We start from the raw sequence: 17,899 nt of genomic DNA on the forward strand, positions 1-17,899 counted from the left end.
GGGGTATACCATGAGTGGTAATTTTTATTATTTCTTCTGCAACCACTGGACACAAGGAGGCATTGGGTTTGCCTTTCCGATGGGGTGGTATAACGGTAAAAAGTACGAAAAAACATTTTCTACTTCATATACCATTCACAAAATGCTAGATTCAGCAGATATGTATCCAGGACTTATCGCTTCTCTGGAATTAGATGCTTATGCCTATGAGGAAGTTGAAAAAGAAGATCCACAATGTATTGTCAGGCTAAAAAAGTATTTGAGTGAAGGAAGGGCATCTATCGAGGGTGGGACTTATGGTCAGCCTTTTGGACAGGATTATGGATGGGAGCCAAATATAAGACAGCTTAGATATGGTAGAGAAGTGATACAAAAAGTACTTGATTATAATGTGGATGCCTTTCTCGTTGAAGAACAATGGTATCATCCCCAGATGCCGCAACTCCTGAGGAAAAGCGGGTTTAAGTATGCTTCCCTGCAAAACCAAAATTCAGGTCAGGTTATGCCGCTTAATGAAGCGTTAATTGACTGGGAGGGGATAGACGGTACAGTTATTCCTGCTATTCCTGCGAATGACCTGATGGTATCGTGTGTTAGACAATATACTGGATACGATGAATATCAAAAGAGATTAGAAGAGTACGAACGTCCTCTCCTGTTTCAATGGGTGGAAATTTGGCCGCCGGGTATGGATTGGGGTGCAAGTGCGGTTCCATTTGAAAAGGCTATTCATCAAGTAAGGAAATGGGGAGGACAGTGCACCTCCTTAGCTGGATATTTTGAAAAAGAATTGCCAAACCGGGATTTGAAAAAGTACTACCTTCCTCTGGATCAATCTAATTATAAAAATAATTGGTATCAGGGAGGGGGATGGGGGTATGATGGTGACCGGGTCATAATAAGCGATCAGATGGCCGAGCATTCACTTCTGAAAGTCGAAACCTTAGCAGCAATGCTTGGATTATTAGAGGAAAAGGAAAACAGTCAAGTACATGCCGAATTAATGGTCTTATGGAAGACACTTCTAATATTACAAAATCATGATTTTTCTGTGGCAAGGAGTTATAGAGCCATTACTGAAGATGGGTTGGTGACGAATGCGGGTTCTTATGGAGTCGTTAAATATGAAGCATTGATTTCACAAGCTCAAAAGCTTTTTACAGAGATACTGACTTCTTCTAAAGATAATGCATTGCTAAACAATGAATTGTGTTTCTTTAACTATACAGGCATCTCTCATAAAAGAACCGTAAGCTTCGAAATAGAAAATCAAAACGGAGACAATTTGTGCCTGTACCAATCTGGTCAAAGAATTCCACATTGTATAACTTCCCAGGAAGAAGGCAAGGTGACCGGATTGGCAATGATAGAGTTACCGGAACTCGGTATTGCAACAGTTAATATCATAAAGGAGGAAGCTTCTTCCACCCCTTATGACATCCAACCAATTATTGGAGAAAGCAGTATTGAGGATGGAGATTATCTGTTACGATGGATTTCAGGGTCATGGGGGATAGAGATTACCAACAAACAGACCAGAGAAACTGTAGAATTTAAAGCATTTACCGGGCCTATTGGTAAACAAAACGAGCATGGCGGGCCATTTCCATCACTAAGTCCTGCTCATGAAATATTCACATTTGCCTTTGATGGTAAAACGCATTGCCCGGATCAGATCTCGCAGTCCAGAATTAAGGCGAAGGTTGAAGCTTCTAATTCAATCAAAAGCACCCTTCTGTTGCATTGTGATCTGCTTACACTACATACGTCAAACACCCCGGTTGCTTTTGCGCAATCAAGAGTAATACTCGATCATCAGACTGGAAAAATAGAATGCGAATCCTATTTATATACGGGGGTACCGTTAGCCTTACAGTGTCATGCTGTTTTTAAACATGGTCTTGCATCTGCTAAATATACAAGAGATTTTCCTTTCGGAGAAGAAGAAACTTCAATTGATGATATTTATGCTAACTCTTACTTAAGAGTAACTAATGGAAAAGGTGACAAGGGTTTTACGCTTATACATCCAGGAGTTCAGAAAATAGAGCTATCACGGTCTCAAAATGGTGGTAAAGTGAAACATTTGCTCGCCCGTGACCAAATCAATGGAGAATACAAGTGGACATTCTCCCTGTATTTTGGAAAACACTCTTCTTCTGACAGTGCTCGTTTATCAAAGCAATCGAGAGCAACAATTGAGGCTTGGAAAACAAATCTGCTCCCCAAGAATACATTAATCTCAATGACTGATAAAAACCTTTTAATGACTGCCTTTTATCAAGAAAAAGATAGATTTACTGTCCGCATTATTAATTATTCCGAGAATATCACTTCTGGGTATATTAAATTTGCAGCTCTACTTTCAGAGGTGTTTTTAACTGATTTTACAGGAACAGAAGTGGATCAGAGGCATGTTTCTGTAGAAAAATTAAAAGACAGCTCGAATATCGAATTGAGTTTTGAACCTTGGGAAATTATTACGATTCAATTTAAAAAATAAACAATGTTCAAGTTTTAAAAAGAATAAAAAAAGATAGGAGGAGGCAATACGCTATCTCCTATCTTTTTGAATTAAAATGGTATAATCGACAGCCCAACGGCCACCAGAATCATCACAAGGGTTGAGCCACAGGCCCATTTCAGAAAGCCGCGCTGCAGGTCTCCGAAGTCTTCGCCAACCATTCCGACGAGCAAGTACGTGGATGGAACGAGCGGGCTCAATAGGTGGACCGGCAATCCCATCAGGGAGGCACGCCCGATCATGGCAGGATCGATACCATATCCGGCAGCAGCCTTGGCAAGGAGCGGAAGCACACCGTAGTAAAATGCGTCATTGGACATGAAGAAGGTAAATGGTGCACTGATGATGGCGGTAATGATGGCAAAGTGCGAACCAAGGCCATCAGGGATATGGGTGATCATGGAGCTGGCCATTGCATCAACCATCTTTGTGCCTGTCAAAATTCCGGTGAAAATACCGGCTGCGAACACCATGGTGACAACGGACAATGCATTATCCGCATAGTGAGCGACACGTTCTTTTTGGTCTTTTAGCTTCGGATAGTTCAAGGTGATAGCGATTGCAAAACCAACCATAAACAGGACAGTGGTCGGCAAAAGCTCTTTAATCAGGGCAAACAGCAAAAGAATGGTCAGCGCATAGTTGATAACGATAAGCTTAGGACGTTTAAGCGCAAGTACCTCAGGGTCAATAGTCGCAGCCTGCATGGCCATCGTGCTGTAGTCAATTTCAGCTACACCAATCCGTTTGCGTTCTTTTTTACCAAGAACATAGGACATGAACAGAACGAAGATGACGCCGCCGATCATGGCAGGAATAACCGGAGTGAAAATATCGGACATTTCAAGCTTTAGGGCGGTCATGGCTCTGGCGGTCGGTCCGCCCCATGGCAGGAGGTTCATAACCCCGGAAGCAGAGACGGCAATACCTGCGAGCACAAGAGGCCGCATGCCGATTCGTTTGTACAATGGCAGCATGGCAGAAATCGTAATCATATAAGTGGTGGTTCCGTCTCCGTCAAGTGAAATCAGGAGAGCAAGAACGGCGGTACCGATTGCAATCTTAACCGGATCACCTTTGGCAATTTTTAAAATGCGTGAGATGATGGGATCAAATACACCGGCATCGATCATAATGCCGAAGAAGAGAATGGCAAACAAAATCATGATACCCGTAGGTGCCACATCTTTTATTCCTTGAAGAGCCATCGGTCCGATATCTTTACCGAAACCGCCAATCAAAGCAAAAATTACCGGGATCACCATCAGGGCGATCATGGCAGATAAACGTTTTGTCATAATTAAGAACATGAAAGTAAGGATTAATAAAAAACCTAATAATGCGAGCATGGTCTTCACCTCTTTCGTAAACTAACCACAGTGTAAACGAAATTTTCTGACATGAAAACGTTTACAAAATAAAGTTACTAACGTACTTTAGTATCATTTCGTACATTAAGTTCACGAAAGGGAATAAGAAAGGGTGGCCTGCTCAGCCACCCTTTACACCGGATAATATTTCTTTTCGGGACGGCCGACGATGCCATAGACAACTTCTGTCCTAAGCTCATTAACCGATGACATGTATTCCAGATAACGCCTCGCGGTAATTCTTGAGGCGCCAATAGCATTTGCAACTTCCTCGGCAGACATGCCGCTTGGTTTGGGTTCCAGAACCGCTTTTACTTTTTTTAGCGTGATTTCATCGATTCCTTTTGGATAAGCTGTTCCCTTTTTATTCTGCTCCTGTCTTGATTTTTCGAAAATCTGGTCCACCAAATCCTGGTTTACCGGCCCGCTAACTGACAGAAGCGCATGCTTTTTGATAAAACTCTGAATCACTTCTTCAAAGCGTTCCTGGGTGACAGGCTTGATCAGGTAACTGTTCACTCCATAGGCAAGTGCCTTCTCGAGAATGTCTTTGTCAGTGGCAGCAGTAATCATAATGATGGAGATTCCAGGAAAACGTTCGCGGATAAGAGGAAGCAGTTCCGACCCGAGCATATCCGGCAGGTAAACATCAAGCAACAGTAAATCAGGATTTGTGTCCTGTAGTAATTGAAGGGTGTTTTCTCCTGTAAGCGCTTTTCCCACAACGCGAATTTCACTGAATTTCTGCAAAAACTTTTCATGAATACCGGCTATCCGAAAATCATCTTCCGCGATGGCGGCCTTTATCAACTTCATCAGCTCCCCTGGTTGTTCTTTGGAAGGTACACCGTAAATACCGTGCCGCTTTCCGGCTGGCTGTGCACCTCGATAATCCCGTTCAATTCTTTTACCGCTTCGTCAGCGTTCGATAGTCCATATCCCCGCGGGCTGGTTCCGGTTTTCGATGTATAGCCCCGGTTGAAAAGCTGGGGAATATCCTTTTCTTCAATACCTGTTCCATTATCTTCAACTTCAAAAATGATATCGCCGCCAATATCGGTGGCAAACAGCTTTACGGCTGGTGAGTCCATACCTGCCACAGCGTCAAAAGCATTGTCGATGATGTTTCCGAGGATGACAATCAAATTGGACAGCTTGATATGCTCGGGCAGCTCTTCGAGTGTACTGTCTGAAGCGATTTCGAACTGGATTTTCTTTTCGGACGCTTTTCCGAGTTTGCCCAAAAGAATGGCTTGTACCTTTGTATCTTGTATTTGCTTGAATACAACAGAATGCTGAAGCTGAAGAAACCTGGTTTCATTTTTGATCATATCAATAGCCTCTTCATATTCGCCGAGCTGAAGAAGACCGTAAAGAACATAAAGCTTGTTTGTATATTCATGGGTTTGTGAACGCAGATCATCTGAATACTGCTTCACTTCAGATAGTGTATTGACCATCTGTTCAATTTCGGTTTTATCCCGGAAAGAAGCGACAACTCCGTTAATTTCACCGCTTTTATTTCGGAGTGGCGTACAGTTTACGATCACGGTCTGGCCTTTCCAGTACATTTCTTTGTCAGGCTCCGGATTGCCGTGCTGCATGACTTCGTAAAGATAATCCGACGGAAACAACCCATCCACTTTCATGTTGCGGACAGAACCTTCAATGTTAAGAAGCCTTTTTGCCGGCTGGTTCATGTTGGTGATTCTCCCATCTTTTTTTATGGCGAGAATTCCTTCTTTGACAGAATGGTAGACCGCATTTTTTTCCTTATAGAGAACTGCAATCTCATAAGGTTCCAGCCCCATCGTGTCTTTTCGGATGTCCCGGGATAACAGGTAGCTTCCGAAGATGGAAATGATAAGCGCGAGAAAAGAAACAAGAAGGACTTTTTGCAGATTGTCCGTAATCTGCTCGTTAATATCCTCCATTAAAAATCCTACAGATACAAGGCCGATAATCTCGCCCTGTTTGTTATAGATGGGGGCTTTTCCACGCAAGGAAGGTCCGAGAGATCCTTTAGCTGTAGAAACATAATACTTTCCCTGCAAGGCCCTGCTGTTGTCGCCGCCTCTCATTTTCTTCCCGATTTCGGAGGGTACGGGATGCGAGTACCGGATGCCTTGCCGATTTCCCACAACTATAAATTCAGCGCCAGTCGATTCGCGGATTTTTTCCATGAGCGGCTGTATGGTTTTGGCCGGATCCTCGGTTTCAAACGAATCTATGACCGTGGGCATGAAGGAGATGGATTTTGCCAATTCAAGGGCCAGTCTCCCCCTATTCTCTTCAATCTGATTACTTTCTTTATAACTGAAATAGCCGGTCAGCAGAATGATCAGAAAAAATCCAAATAAGAGAACCAGCCCGAGAATTTTGATCTGCAGCGATACTTTTATGGTTTTCAGGCGGCATTCCCCCTCTTTATCTTTACTATTACTATACGCTAACAGGCTCGCTGTCATCAAATAGCGCTTGGAGGGAAGGGAGGACTGCATGGAAGAGGTGCGGGTGCTGCATTACCCGCGGAAAAGGCGGATTTACGCGCCGTTCTTTGCGGAATACCCGCCATTCTGAACAAAATACACGCCATTTCAGATCAAATACCCGCCAAAACCAGATTATGTAAACAAAACCTCATCAAAAAACCCGGATCTCCACAAGAGAGCCGGGTTTCAAATTTACAGCTTAAATGAACTTTTCAGGGAAACAATACGGTTGAATACAGCCTTGTCGCCGGTTGTGTGCTTCGGATCCACATTGAAATAGCCGTGGCGGAAGAACTGGAATTTATCCTGCGGTTTGGCGTCTTTCATGTTCGGTTCGATAAAGCCTTGTTGGATGGTTAACGAATCAGCGTTAACAAAATCAATGAACGTTTTGTCTTCGCTTTCGTCAGCTGCCTTAAGGTCCTCATCCCGGATCAACGGCTCATACAGACGGAACTCAGCAGGAAGAGCTTGTGTGGCTTCCACCCAGTGCAGCGTTCCTTTGACTTTACGGCCGGTAAAGCCTGTGCCGCTCTTAGTTTCGGGATCATACGTACAGCGCAGCTCCACCACTTCACCGTTTTCGTCCTTGATCACTTCTTCGCATTTAATGAAATAAGCATGCTTCAAACGAACTTCATTGCCTGGGAAAAGGCGGAAATATTTCTTGGGCGGGTTCTCCATAAAGTCCTCGCGCTCCACATAAATCTCACGGGAGAACGGAATTTGGCGAGTTCCCATCTCAGGATTTTCAGGATTGATTTCGGCATCAAGCATTTCAACTTGTCCTTCGGGATAGTTGGTGATGACGACTTTTAATGGATCCAGCACGCCCATTGTACGAGGTGCTTTCAATTTTAAATCCTCACGGACAAAGTGTTCGAGCATCGCTTCATCCACTGCACCGGAGCCTTTGGAAACACCAGTTGCCTGCACGAACTCGCGGATCGCTTCAGGGGTATAACCTTTGCGGCGCAGTCCGGAAATGGTCGGCATGCGGGGGTCATCCCAGCCGTCCACATAGCCTTCCTCCACCAGCTGTCTCAGCTTTCGTTTGCTCATCACCGTGTTTTCGATGTTCAGTCGGCCGAACTCGATTTGCTGCGGCTTGCTTGGCATTTCGCACTCTTCCACAACCCAGTTGTACAGCGGACGCTGTTCTTCAAACTCCGTAGTACAAAGAGAATGCGTCACCCCTTCAATCGCATCTTCAAGCGGATGAGCAAATGCATACATCGGGTAAATGCACCACTTGTCCCCCGTATTGTGATGAGACGCATGGGAAACACGGTAGATGACAGGGTCCCTCAAGTTGATGTTTCCGGAAGACATATCGATCTTGGCGCGCAACACCTTTTCGCCGTTTTGGAACTCTCCCTTTCGCATGCGTTCAAACAAATAAAGATTTTCTTCCACTGCACGGCCGCGGTACGGGCTGTCTTTTCCAGGTTCAGTGAGAGTGCCGCGGTATTCACGGATCTCCTCAATGGAAAGGTCATCCACATACGCTTTGCCTTTTTTAATCAAAAGGACAGCGCGATTGTACATTTCATCGAAATAATCGGAGGCAAAGCGGAGGTTCTCCCATTCATAGCCGAGCCATGCAACATCGTTTTTAATGGAATCCACATATTCCTGATCCTCTTTTAGTGGGTTTGTATCGTCAAAACGGAGGGTGGTCTGTCCTTTGAATTCATCTGCGATTCCAAAATTAATCACAATGGATTTGGCATGCCCGATATGCAGGTAGCCGTTTGGTTCCGGAGGGAATCGGGTAACAACGGTATCTCGTTTTCCGGACTCCAGGTCCTCTTTAATAATGCTTCTTATAAAATTCGAGTTTTCTTCCATCCCGTATCAGCCTTTCTATTAACATTTCTATCCGTACATTATATCACTCAGAGCAAGGAAACAAAATTCCGTAGTTTACCTTAGCTATTATAAACAAAAAAGCTGCTTAACTCCTCATCCATTCTATGTTTTTTTGTTTTTTTATAAAAATTTTTCACGAAGGCAGGAAAAATAAAATGGAAGAAGTACGCTAGACGATGGATATAGAATATTGTAAAATATTTTCAGAATATTGATTTTATTTACAATATTTAAATATTGTAGAGGGTTTTTCTTTTTTTACAAAAAAAGAGGGGGATTGGAAATGAATAAGAGGAAAATAGCAGGGGTCTTACTTTCCCTATCATTATCGGCAGGAGTGATGGCGGGCTGCGGTGCGGCATCGACAGGAGGTTCAGGAGGCAAGGAAACCATTAAAGTGGGAGCCAACCTGGAACTGTCAGGCGGCGTAGCATCCTACGGACAGTCGATTGCTGAAGGGCTTCAGCTTGGTTTGGACGAGCTGAACAAAAAGGGCATTGACGGAAAGAAAATTAAACTTGTCAAAGTAGATAATAAATCAGAAGCGGCAGAAGCGACAAGCGGTTCGCTTAAACTCGTGAGCCAAGATAAGGTGGCGGCTGTGGTCGGGGCTGCGACCAGCACCAATACGCTTGCACAGGTACAGATTGCCCAGGGAAATAAAGTACCTTTGATCACGCCAACAGGAACAAATCCGGATATCACGAACAAAGGCGGCAAGGTGAATGATTATGTTTTCCGGACCTGCTTTATTGATCCGTTTCAGGGAACAGTTGCCGCAAACTTTGCGACAGACAAGCTAAAAACGAAAAAAGCAGCCGTTTTTATCGACAGTGCGAGCGATTATTCCAAAGGGCTGGCTTCCGCATTCAAATCTGCTTATAAGAAAAATGGCGGATCCACTGTGGCAGAGGAAGCATATGTGGCAAAAGATACAGACTTCCGTGCGACGCTTACCCGTTTGAAAGCGGCCAAGCCGGATTTCATTTTCCTGCCTGGCTATTATGAAGAAGTCGGCCTGATCATCAAGCAGGCGCGTGAAATTGGCATTGAGGCACCGTTCATGGGCGGCGACGGCTGGGATTCTCCAAAACTCGTAGAAATTGCCGGTCCAAAAGCGTTGAACCATACGTATATCACCAACCACTATTCTTCAGGAGATCCTGATAAGAAGATCCAGGATTTCGTCAGTGCCTTCAAGAAAAAGTACAAAGGAAAATCACCGGATGCCTTCAGTGCGCTTGGCTATGATACCGCATATTACCTGGCGGATGCCATTAAACGTTCAGGGGATGCCAGTCCTGAAAAAATCGCAAAAGCGCTGGCAAAAACAAAAGATTTATCTCTTGTTTCCGGCAAACTGACGCTGGATAAAAACCACGATCCGATCAAATCGGCATCCATCCTTGAATACAAAGACGGCAAGCAGGAGTTTAATACAAAAATCAATCCATAAGAGCAAGACTGGATAGGGGGCTCCGTCCCCCTATTCTCCGTTTTGCGCTTTTTTTCAATAAAGTGCTGCATGTGTGCAGCGCAAAAAATATGTATTCTCAAGGAGAGAATGAGATGGAATTGATTCAACAGCTGGTGAACGGAATCTCGCTTGGCAGTATTTACGCCCTGATTGCCCTCGGTTATACCATGGTTTATGGAATTGTAAAACTTATTAATTTTGCACATGGTGACGTATTTATGGTCGGTTCATTTGTTGGCTTTTATTCGATCACAGTGCTTCATCTGCCTTTCATTGTTTCATTGATTCTTTCCATGGCCGTTTGTGCCGTTTTCGGTGTTCTGATTGAGAGAATTGCCTACAAACCCCTGCGCAACGCAACAAGGATTGCGGCGCTTATTACAGCCATCGGGGTTTCGCTCCTCATTGAATATGGATTTATTTATGTGCGCGGCGCGCAGCCGGAAGCGTATCCGGGGGATGTACTGCCGGAGCATGCGGTTCATATTTTCGGAGCAAAGATTAACAGCCAGTCGCTTCTGATTCTTGGTGTATCCGTTGCCCTGATGATTATCCTTCAATTTATCGTACATAAAACAAAAATCGGGAAGGCGATGCGTGCAGTGTCCTTTGATGCAGAGGCTGCGCGGCTGATGGGCATCAATGTGGACCGCACCATTTCCGCCACATTCGCCATCGGATCGGCGCTTGCCGGTGCAGCAGGTGTTGTTTTCGGAGTTTACTATATTAAGATTGAGCCGTTAATGGGTGTTATTCCCGGACTTAAAGCCTTCGTTGCGGCGGTGCTTGGCGGTATCGGGATCATTCCCGGTGCGATGGTCGGTGGATTGCTGCTCGGTGTAATTGAGTCACTGGTCAGCGCTTTTGGATATTCCCTATGGCGTGACGGTGCAGCCTTTATTGTTCTTATTTTAATTCTTATTTTCCTTCCTTCGGGACTGTTCGGAAAGTATAAAAGAGAAAAGGTATAGGGGGAACTGGAATGGCGGTTTTTAAACAGGCGAAATTCTTTTGGTCATCGATCGTTGTCTCTCTTGTACTCTTTGCCGTTGTACAATTTATGATTACCGGCGGGATGCTGAACCTTTTTTATGTTAATACACTGGTCTTTATTGCAATTAATATCATTCTTGCAGTATCACTGCATTTGATTATTGGCATTACCGGACAGTTTTCAATCGGGCATGCAGGTTTTCTTGCCGTAGGGGCATATGCCTCGGGAATCATTACGATGAAGCTGGAGCTCCCGTTCATTTCAGCACTGGTAGTTGGCGGTCTTGTGGCTGCACTCGCGGGCTTCATTATCGGATTTCCATCACTGAGGCTGAAGGGCGACTATCTGGCCATTGCCACCTTAGGATTCGGGGAAATCGTCCGCATCTTGTTTTTGAACATGGATTATGTCGGCGGGGCAAGCGGAATGCAGGTTAATCATCTGACCACCTGGCCGTGGGTATTCGTCTGCATGCTTGTTGCCATTCTCGTCATCGTCAACTTTACAAATTCCACCCACGGGCGGGCGTGCATCTCCATCAGGGAGGACGAAACCGCAGCGGATGCGATGGGGATCAATACCACCTACTATAAAGTCATGGCTTTTGTGATCGGTGCTTTTTTTGCCGGTGTTGCCGGGGGATTGTATGCGCACAATTTCTATATCATTCAGCCGTCGAACTTCGGCTTTTTGAAATCCTTTGATATTTTGATTTTTGTCGTACTCGGCGGCCTGGGTTCTCTGTCGGGATCGGTCATTGCCGCCATTTTGTTAACGGTCATCTCTACATTCCTTCAGGATTATCCTGAAACGAGAATGATTATCTACAGTCTTGTTCTTATTGTTGTCATGCTGTACCGCCCTCAAGGTTTGATGGGGACGAAAGAGATTACATCTGTATTCAGCAGAAGCCAGAAAGTTAAAGGAGGGAAGAAGGATGGAAAAGGACAAACCGTTGCTTAAAGTAGAGAACGTCGGAATCCGCTTCGGTGGTCTGCGTGCGGTCTCCGATGTGAATATTGAGCTGTATCCAGGCGAGATGGCGGGCTTGATCGGACCGAACGGGGCGGGGAAAACCACCTTCTTTAATATGCTGACAGGGGTGTACGTACCGACAGAAGGGCAGATTGTGCTCAATGGGAAAAAGCTGAATAACCTGCCTCCTTATAAAATTACGAGAAACGGGATCAGCCGTACCTTTCAAAATATCCGTTTATTCGGGGAGCTTTCTGTTATCGATAATGTTAAAGTTGCTTATCATTCTCAGGCGAAGCATACGCTGTTCAGCTCTATCTTCCGGTTGCCGCCCCATTTTGCGGGAGAGCGCGAAATGGAAGAAAAGGCGACGGAGTTTTTAAAGATATTCAGCCTCGACAGGTTTAAACACGAGAAAGCCAAAAATCTGCCATATGGACAGCAGAGGCGGCTTGAAATCGCCCGGGCGCTTGCGGCAAATCCGAAGCTCCTGCTGCTCGATGAGCCTGCCGCTGGTATGAACCCTCATGAAACGAGAGAGCTCATGAACCTGATTGCCTTTATCCGGGAACGGTTTGATCTTACGGTTCTATTAATTGAGCATGACATGCCGCTTGTTATGGGCGTGTGTGAACGCATCTTTGTTCTGGACCACGGACAATTGATTGCAGAGGGATCACCCGCTGAAATCAAGAACAATCCGAAGGTCATTGAGGCGTATTTAGGTGAGGAGGTTTCGTAATGCTGAAGGTGGAAGACATAAATGTATATTACGGCAACATCCAGGCACTTGATGACATCTCCCTTGAGATTCATGAGGGTGAAATTGTGACGTTAATCGGTGCCAACGGAGCGGGAAAGAGTACGCTGCTGAAAACTGTTTCCGGCCTGTTAAAGCCAAAGCAGGGGAAAATCCTGTATGAAGGCAAGCCTATCAATGGTAAAGCCGCACAAACGATCGTTAAGCAGGGCATTTCCCATGTGCCTGAGGGAAGACGGGTATTTGCCAATATGACAGTGGAAGAGAACCTTCAGCTTGGGGCTTTCCTCCGCAAGGATAAAGAAGGAATCAAGCAGGATTTGGAACGTGTATACGAGCTGTTTCCTCGCCTTCTGGAACGGCTGAAGCAGCAGGCAGGAACGCTGTCAGGCGGAGAACAGCAGATGCTGGCCATGGGCCGTGCTTTAATGGCGAGGCCGCGATTGCTGCTGCTTGATGAGCCTTCAATGGGGCTTGCGCCGCTCCTGGTCAAAACAATTTTCCGCATCATTGAAGAGATTAACAAGGCGGGAACCACGATTCTTCTCGTCGAGCAAAATGCGAATTTGGCACTTTCCATCGCCAACCGGGCATATGTAGTGGAAACAGGAAGGATCGTACTTTCTGGTGATGCGGCAGAACTGACATCAAGCGAACAGGTGAAAATGGCATACCTCGGCGGACATTAGACAAAAATAAACAGACCGGCTCCTTATGGGGCCGGTCTTAACCGTTGCACCGGGAGTGCAGGCAAACAGGGTTCATCCCCTTTTCTTGTACGGGATGCGGATGTAACGGTATAATTCACAAAAAAGCTTGTTTGGCAGAAAGGAGGACAAAATGAAATATTGGTTATACCGGCTGCTGGCATCCGACCCGGGCAGAAAGCGGCTCCGCACGGCGAGTAAAGTGACATTGAGCGTCATCAGCTCAGTCGGAGTCATGCTGTTGATTGTTATAAACGCTGGCGGCCAGGTCACCTCTGCGATTTTTGCAGGAGTAATCGGAATGATGGGAATTCTGGTGGTTAACGATGATTCGGATAAAGAGAAAAAGGTAACCACTTTTCTGATAACGATCTCCAGTGCGTTCTCTATTGCTTTTGGCTCTTTGCTGGCAAAGTGGGGCTTTGCAGCTGACATCTTCCTGCTGCTCGTCGTATTCCTGGCGCTGTATCTTCAGCGGTTCGGCAGCCGCTACTTTTCCATTTGCATGATCGCCTTTATGTCCTTTTATTTTGTCACCCTGCTGAAGGTGGGTTTCCCTCAGGTTCCGTGGCTGCTGCTCTCGATTTTAACTGGAATCACCTTTGCCTACCTGTATAATTTCATTCTGATTAAGGACAAGCCAGATGAAGTGCTGAAGCGGTCCCTGGACTCTTTTCATATCCAGGCAAATTTAACACTGTACCTTGTCAGTGATATTGTCAGAGATATTAATCTCGAACAGAAGCGGCTTGCCAATCTGGACCGTAACGTACAAAAGCTTGGAGATTATGCACGGGTAGTGTCGAACGAGCTGGGGACAACCGATCCCGGCTCCATCTGGCCGGGGCTGAGTACCAATCAATTGCGGTTGTACATATTTGATACCGCCATGCTGATGGAAACATTGTCTCCGACCATCCGGCGGTTGAAAGAACACCACGCTCTCCAAAATACAGCGATCCGCGCCGCGCTCCTGCAGGCCATCCAATCCATCCGTGAGGCAGAGGTTCTTAATACGAATCAGATGCATCACCTGGAAAATGCAGCAGCGAGTGTGCAGTCACTGCGCAGCCTGCTCAGAACACTGAAGCCGGATAAAACGAATCGGGAATGGCTTTATTTGATCCGGAGGATGGAGTCGATCGCCAACCATATCATTGATGGTGCATTCGAGCTCCAGCAGTCCCTGCAGCAGGAGAGCAAACATAACAAACCGGATGCGGGGAAAGAGGATATAAACGAAGAAGAAAAGAAAGAAGAAGAGGAGGATGGTCTGCGGCCGACAACAAAAAAAGCGATTCAGGCCGCCATCGCCGGAGGATTATCGATTTTGGCAGGACACCTTTATTCGCCTGCACATCAATATTGGATTTTGCTGTCATGTTTTGTTGTCCTTCTTGGTACGGAAACGGTTGGGCGTACGCTGGTTAAGGCACTGCAGCGGAGCGTGGGTACCTTTTTGGGAGCAATAGCGGGTTTTTTGATTGCCCTATTCTTGACAGGCATCCAAGATGTCATCCTGCTTTTCTTTTGTGTTTTCATGGCCTTTTACTTGCTTCCGATTTCGTACACCCTGATGATGTTCTGGATTACCATGCTCATGGCATTAATGTACGATATCCTTCTGGGAGGCATTACACAGCAAGTGATGGTTGCCCGTGTCATTGATACAGTTGCCGGAGTGGGTCTTGGTTTTATTGTATCGGCACTTGTCTTTCCCCAGAAAACGAGGGACAAGGTTACTACCTCAACCATCGAATACCTGGAAGCCCTGAAAGAATATGTGAAACGATATATCGATCGTTTTAACAATGAGCATTCTGATTATAACCTTGCAGATCACGCGCTGGAGCTTGATCAAATGCTTCAGACACTGATTACAGATGCAAGTCCGTTATCGAGGGGCTGGTTTGGCCGTAGGGGTCTTCAACAGCAGTTGACGGTACTGACAGCAGCAAATTTTTACGCCAAGCAGCTTGTGGCTTCTTCGACAAGAAAGAGCCAGCTGAATACGAACTACAAGTTTGAGGAGCTGCTGAATCATGTACAGCACTCACTCTCCCGCAATATCGAAGGGCTTTGTTCAGCTGTCAGAGGAGAAAGCCAGGTTCATATTGTCGATTTGGAAAAAGAACGTGAACAGCTCGAACGGATTCCGGAAGAGTCGAAAGCCAGTGAAAAGGATATGATCAATCACCTCCGTCTACTTCACAACATTCACTATGTCTGGAGAATCAATGAATCCATCGTTTATTTGGCAAAGCAGCTTGGCGCCGAGCCCGAAAAAAGCGGTCAGAATGCAGCAGAAGAACGCGGTGCTCCACAACTGTAACAAGTCTTCTGGCCAGAACCCTGTTCAGGGGCATATTTACCGCTGCAGTATTGGCATGTCCGATACTGCTTTTTTCGTGCACGGATGGTTGCCACCAGCGTGTTTAAAATTCTTTCCTGGCGTTCCTGCGCAGTTGCCGATTCCAGGACATGCCACTCAATCAGATGGCGTTCCACAGGAACAGCAACGGGGTCCTTAGCACTTGAATGATAGCCGATTCCCAGGCCTTCTGTTTTACGGCAAATAAAAAAAGTAGGATTCCGTTCACAAAAACCTTCAATTGTAAATAAAAAAACGTTCCCTTCCGCAGGCTGATCCAGTGTGTCAATCTGCTCACGCTGGATCAGACGGGACAGCCAGCGGGCAGCCTGTGCTTTAGAAGATTTCATATGCACGCTCCTTTCTATTATTGTTTAATAGAACAAAAGAACTAGACAATTATCAAATAATTTCGCCATATAGTGCCAAAGTTCCTTTGTTTTTGCACAGCTGTCTTACAATATTTTTTAGATATATTCAAAATGAAGGAAGGGAGTAAAGAGAGTTTAAAGAAAAATACAGTAATACATATGATTTCAATTGAGTAAAAGGGGATTTATTATGAACATTATCGACTTTCATTGTGACGCATTGTTGAAGCTGTACGAATCCAAAGGAACGCTGAGCTTTGCCTCGGCGCCTGAACTGGAAACAAACAAGGAGAGGCTAAAGCAGGGAAAGGTGAAAATACAATGCTTTGCCATTTTCATTGAGCCGGAGATTCCTTCCGATCAAAAATACCAGGCTGCACTGGGTCAGGTTGATTTGTTTTACAGTGAGGTATTAAGAAAAAATCCGGAGATGAAACACATTCGAAGCTGGGAAGATTTTGATCGTTTAAAGGATGGAGAAATCGGCGCAATGCTTACACTTGAAGGAGTCGATGCCATTGGCAACGACCTGTCCAAGCTGCATATTCTCCACCAGCTGGGCGTCATGTCTGTCGGGTTAACCTGGAATACAGCGAACCTGGCAGCTGATGGGGCAGGTGAGCCGCGTGGAGGAGGCTTAACTCTGTTTGGAAAGGACGTTGTCGGGTTCCTTAATCAGTATCAGATGTTAACCGATGTTTCGCACTTAAGTGAGATGGCATTTTGGGATGTTATGGAGACTGCTGAGTATCCATTTGCGAGCCACTCCAATTCCAAAGAACTTTGTAATCATCCTCGTAATTTGACGGATGACCAGGCAACAGCCATGTTTGAAAAGGGCGGCACCATCCACATGGTGTACAATCCACCGTTCATTAACACAGATCAATATACAGCTACCATTCCTGACTTGATCAGGCACATCGACCGCTTTTGCTCGCTTGGCGGTGCTAAACAGATTGGCCTTGGTTCGGATTTCGACGGGATATCTACGTTTATTACCGATTTGGAGAATGCCGCCAAAAGTCAAAACCTGATTAACGAACTGTTGAAGCACTACAATGAGGAGCAGGTGCGGGGGTTTGCCTTTGATAACTTTATGAATCATCGCCCACCTTTAAGACAGGTGCGAAAATAGGTTTATGCAGGAAATAGTAGCGGAATAAAAGAAATGATAGTGGAACGCATTCTTTAAATGGAAGGTGATTCTATGGAAGAACGTGCATTGCAGTATCCAGTGCTGAAAGAAGGAGAGCCGTTTTGTTTTGAAGGAAGTCAGGTGGGAATCCTGGTGATACATGGGTTCACAGGTTCCACCCAGAGCATGCGTCCCCTGGGGGAGGCATACGCAGAAAAAGGGTATACGGTTTGCGGGCCAAGACTTAAGGGACATGGGACCCACTACGAGGACATGGAGCAGACGACATACCAGGACTGGATTGCTTCGGTTGAAGAAGGCTACGCCTGGCTTAAGGAACGCTGTGACACCATTTTTGTAACCGGTCTGTCGATGGGAGGTACGCTGACTCTTTATCTTGCTGAGAAATACCCTGACATTAAAGGGATTATTCCTATTAATGCAGCAGTGGATATCCCCAACATGGAAGAGATGAGTAACGCAGAGGAACCTCGTTTTCTTGATGCCATCGGATCGGATATTAAAAACCCGGGTGTAAACGAACTTTCATATGAACGGACGCCTCTAAAGTCGGTGAAGGAAATACTAAAGCTCATGGATCAGGTGAAAAGCGGATTGCACCGTATAACCTGTCCGGCCTTCATTTTTGTTTCCGAAATCGACCATGTGGTTCCTCCGCTGAACTCCCAGCTGATCCTGGAGCAAATTTCTTCAGAAGAAAAGACCTTGCAGTATATGGCCGACAGCTATCATGTGGCAACCCTTGATAATGATCAGGGAATGATTATTGAGAAAACGCTGGCATTTGTGGAAAAGCAGTTACTATAATTAAAAAACGAAGGCAGGAC

Annotated in this window: 14 protein-coding genes; 9 read left to right on the forward strand and 5 right to left on the reverse strand. The window is 45.6% G+C overall.

From position 1 onward, the window contains the following. The first annotated feature begins 10 nt into the window (after positions 1 to 10). Entirely contained in the window at positions 11 to 2,503 is a 2,493-nt protein-coding gene (locus tag QYB97_RS23285) for a glycoside hydrolase family 38 N-terminal domain-containing protein (RefSeq protein WP_301168396.1), read from the forward strand. 71 nt (positions 2,504 to 2,574) lie between these two features. On the opposite strand, the gene QYB97_RS23290 is transcribed toward QYB97_RS23285, so the two are convergent. The 4 genes from QYB97_RS23290 to QYB97_RS23305 all read right to left on the reverse strand — a co-directional run bounded on the left by QYB97_RS23290 (position 2,575) and on the right by QYB97_RS23305 (position 8,237). Further along, the gene (locus QYB97_RS23290) at positions 2,575 to 3,873 is read right to left on the reverse strand and encodes a CitMHS family transporter (protein ID WP_301168397.1); all 1,299 of its coding nucleotides are present in this window, start codon (positions 3,871 to 3,873) and stop codon (positions 2,575 to 2,577) included. A 153-nt stretch (positions 3,874 to 4,026) separates the two neighbouring features. Next, the gene (locus tag QYB97_RS23295; RefSeq protein WP_301168398.1) at positions 4,027 to 4,710 is read right to left on the reverse strand and encodes a response regulator; all 684 of its coding nucleotides are present in this window, start codon (positions 4,708 to 4,710) and stop codon (positions 4,027 to 4,029) included. Further along, on the reverse strand, positions 4,710 to 6,362 hold the full coding sequence (locus QYB97_RS23300) for an ATP-binding protein (RefSeq protein WP_301168399.1): 1,653 nt from the start codon (positions 6,360 to 6,362) through the stop codon (positions 4,710 to 4,712). The genes QYB97_RS23295 and QYB97_RS23300 overlap by 1 nt, the downstream gene beginning before the upstream one ends. 216 nt (positions 6,363 to 6,578) lie before the next feature. Continuing rightward, positions 6,579 to 8,237: a glutamine--tRNA ligase/YqeY domain fusion protein gene (locus tag QYB97_RS23305; RefSeq protein ID WP_301168400.1), complete on the reverse strand. Its 1,659-nt coding sequence runs from the start codon at positions 8,235 to 8,237 to the stop codon at positions 6,579 to 6,581. Between the two features lie 304 nt (positions 8,238 to 8,541). Between QYB97_RS23305 and QYB97_RS23310 the strand changes: the two genes are divergently transcribed. The 6 genes from QYB97_RS23310 (at position 8,542) to QYB97_RS23335 (ending at position 15,503) form a co-directional block, all read left to right on the forward strand. Further along, a complete protein-coding gene (locus QYB97_RS23310; RefSeq protein ID WP_301168401.1) occupies positions 8,542 to 9,714 on the forward strand; it encodes an ABC transporter substrate-binding protein in 1,173 nt (390 codons plus the stop codon). Between the two features lie 113 nt (positions 9,715 to 9,827). Next, positions 9,828 to 10,706 carry a branched-chain amino acid ABC transporter permease gene (locus QYB97_RS23315; protein WP_301168402.1) on the forward strand — a complete coding sequence of 293 codons (879 nt, stop codon included), beginning with the start codon at positions 9,828 to 9,830 and terminating at the stop codon, positions 10,704 to 10,706. Between the two features lie 11 nt (positions 10,707 to 10,717). After that, complete coding sequence (locus QYB97_RS23320; protein ID WP_301168403.1) at positions 10,718 to 11,692, forward strand: branched-chain amino acid ABC transporter permease; 975 nt, start codon at positions 10,718 to 10,720, stop codon at positions 11,690 to 11,692. After that, positions 11,667 to 12,446 carry an ABC transporter ATP-binding protein gene (locus QYB97_RS23325; RefSeq protein ID WP_301168404.1) on the forward strand — a complete coding sequence of 260 codons (780 nt, stop codon included), beginning with the start codon at positions 11,667 to 11,669 and terminating at the stop codon, positions 12,444 to 12,446. The genes QYB97_RS23320 and QYB97_RS23325 overlap by 26 nt, the downstream gene beginning before the upstream one ends. Continuing rightward, on the forward strand, positions 12,446 to 13,153 hold the full coding sequence (locus QYB97_RS23330; protein WP_301168405.1) for an ABC transporter ATP-binding protein: 708 nt from the start codon (positions 12,446 to 12,448) through the stop codon (positions 13,151 to 13,153). The genes QYB97_RS23325 and QYB97_RS23330 overlap by 1 nt, the downstream gene beginning before the upstream one ends. Positions 13,154 to 13,304: 151 nt before the next feature. Further along, a complete protein-coding gene (locus tag QYB97_RS23335) occupies positions 13,305 to 15,503 on the forward strand; it encodes an FUSC family protein (protein WP_301168406.1) in 2,199 nt (732 codons plus the stop codon). On the opposite strand, the gene QYB97_RS23340 is transcribed toward QYB97_RS23335, so the two are convergent. Next, the gene (locus QYB97_RS23340) at positions 15,464 to 15,892 is read right to left on the reverse strand and encodes a hypothetical protein (RefSeq protein ID WP_301168407.1); all 429 of its coding nucleotides are present in this window, start codon (positions 15,890 to 15,892) and stop codon (positions 15,464 to 15,466) included. The two genes, QYB97_RS23335 and QYB97_RS23340, sit on opposite strands and share 40 nt — an antisense overlap. Before the next feature lie 211 nt (positions 15,893 to 16,103). On the opposite strand from QYB97_RS23340, the gene QYB97_RS23345 reads away from it, so the two are divergent. Together QYB97_RS23345 and QYB97_RS23350 are read left to right on the forward strand one after the other, a co-directional pair. After that, a complete protein-coding gene (locus tag QYB97_RS23345) occupies positions 16,104 to 17,051 on the forward strand; it encodes a dipeptidase (RefSeq protein WP_301168408.1) in 948 nt (315 codons plus the stop codon). A 72-nt stretch (positions 17,052 to 17,123) separates the two neighbouring features. Next, positions 17,124 to 17,879: an alpha/beta hydrolase gene (locus QYB97_RS23350; protein ID WP_301168409.1), complete on the forward strand. Its 756-nt coding sequence runs from the start codon at positions 17,124 to 17,126 to the stop codon at positions 17,877 to 17,879. Positions 17,880 to 17,899 lie beyond the last annotated feature (20 nt).

Source organism: Fictibacillus fluitans (genome assembly GCF_030418125.1).
Classification (GTDB): domain Bacteria; phylum Bacillota; class Bacilli; order Bacillales; family Fictibacillaceae; genus Fictibacillus_C; species Fictibacillus_C fluitans.

Coding starts and splice junctions, on each gene's coding strand:
- QYB97_RS23285 (WP_301168396.1), top strand. CDS start 11: ATGAGTGGTAATTTTTATTATTTCTTCTGCAACCACTGGACACAAGGA.
- QYB97_RS23290 (WP_301168397.1), bottom strand. CDS start 3,873: ATGCTCGCATTATTAGGTTTTTTATTAATCCTTACTTTCATGTTCTTA.
- QYB97_RS23295 (WP_301168398.1), bottom strand. CDS start 4,710: ATGAAGTTGATAAAGGCCGCCATCGCGGAAGATGATTTTCGGATAGCC.
- QYB97_RS23300 (WP_301168399.1), bottom strand. CDS start 6,362: ATGACAGCGAGCCTGTTAGCGTATAGTAATAGTAAAGATAAAGAGGGG.
- QYB97_RS23305 (WP_301168400.1), bottom strand. CDS start 8,237: ATGGAAGAAAACTCGAATTTTATAAGAAGCATTATTAAAGAGGACCTG.
- QYB97_RS23310 (WP_301168401.1), top strand. CDS start 8,542: ATGAATAAGAGGAAAATAGCAGGGGTCTTACTTTCCCTATCATTATCG.
- QYB97_RS23315 (WP_301168402.1), top strand. CDS start 9,828: ATGGAATTGATTCAACAGCTGGTGAACGGAATCTCGCTTGGCAGTATT.
- QYB97_RS23320 (WP_301168403.1), top strand. CDS start 10,718: ATGGCGGTTTTTAAACAGGCGAAATTCTTTTGGTCATCGATCGTTGTC.
- QYB97_RS23325 (WP_301168404.1), top strand. CDS start 11,667: ATGGAAAAGGACAAACCGTTGCTTAAAGTAGAGAACGTCGGAATCCGC.
- QYB97_RS23330 (WP_301168405.1), top strand. CDS start 12,446: ATGCTGAAGGTGGAAGACATAAATGTATATTACGGCAACATCCAGGCA.
- QYB97_RS23335 (WP_301168406.1), top strand. CDS start 13,305: ATGAAATATTGGTTATACCGGCTGCTGGCATCCGACCCGGGCAGAAAG.
- QYB97_RS23340 (WP_301168407.1), bottom strand. CDS start 15,892: ATGAAATCTTCTAAAGCACAGGCTGCCCGCTGGCTGTCCCGTCTGATC.
- QYB97_RS23345 (WP_301168408.1), top strand. CDS start 16,104: ATGAACATTATCGACTTTCATTGTGACGCATTGTTGAAGCTGTACGAA.
- QYB97_RS23350 (WP_301168409.1), top strand. CDS start 17,124: ATGGAAGAACGTGCATTGCAGTATCCAGTGCTGAAAGAAGGAGAGCCG.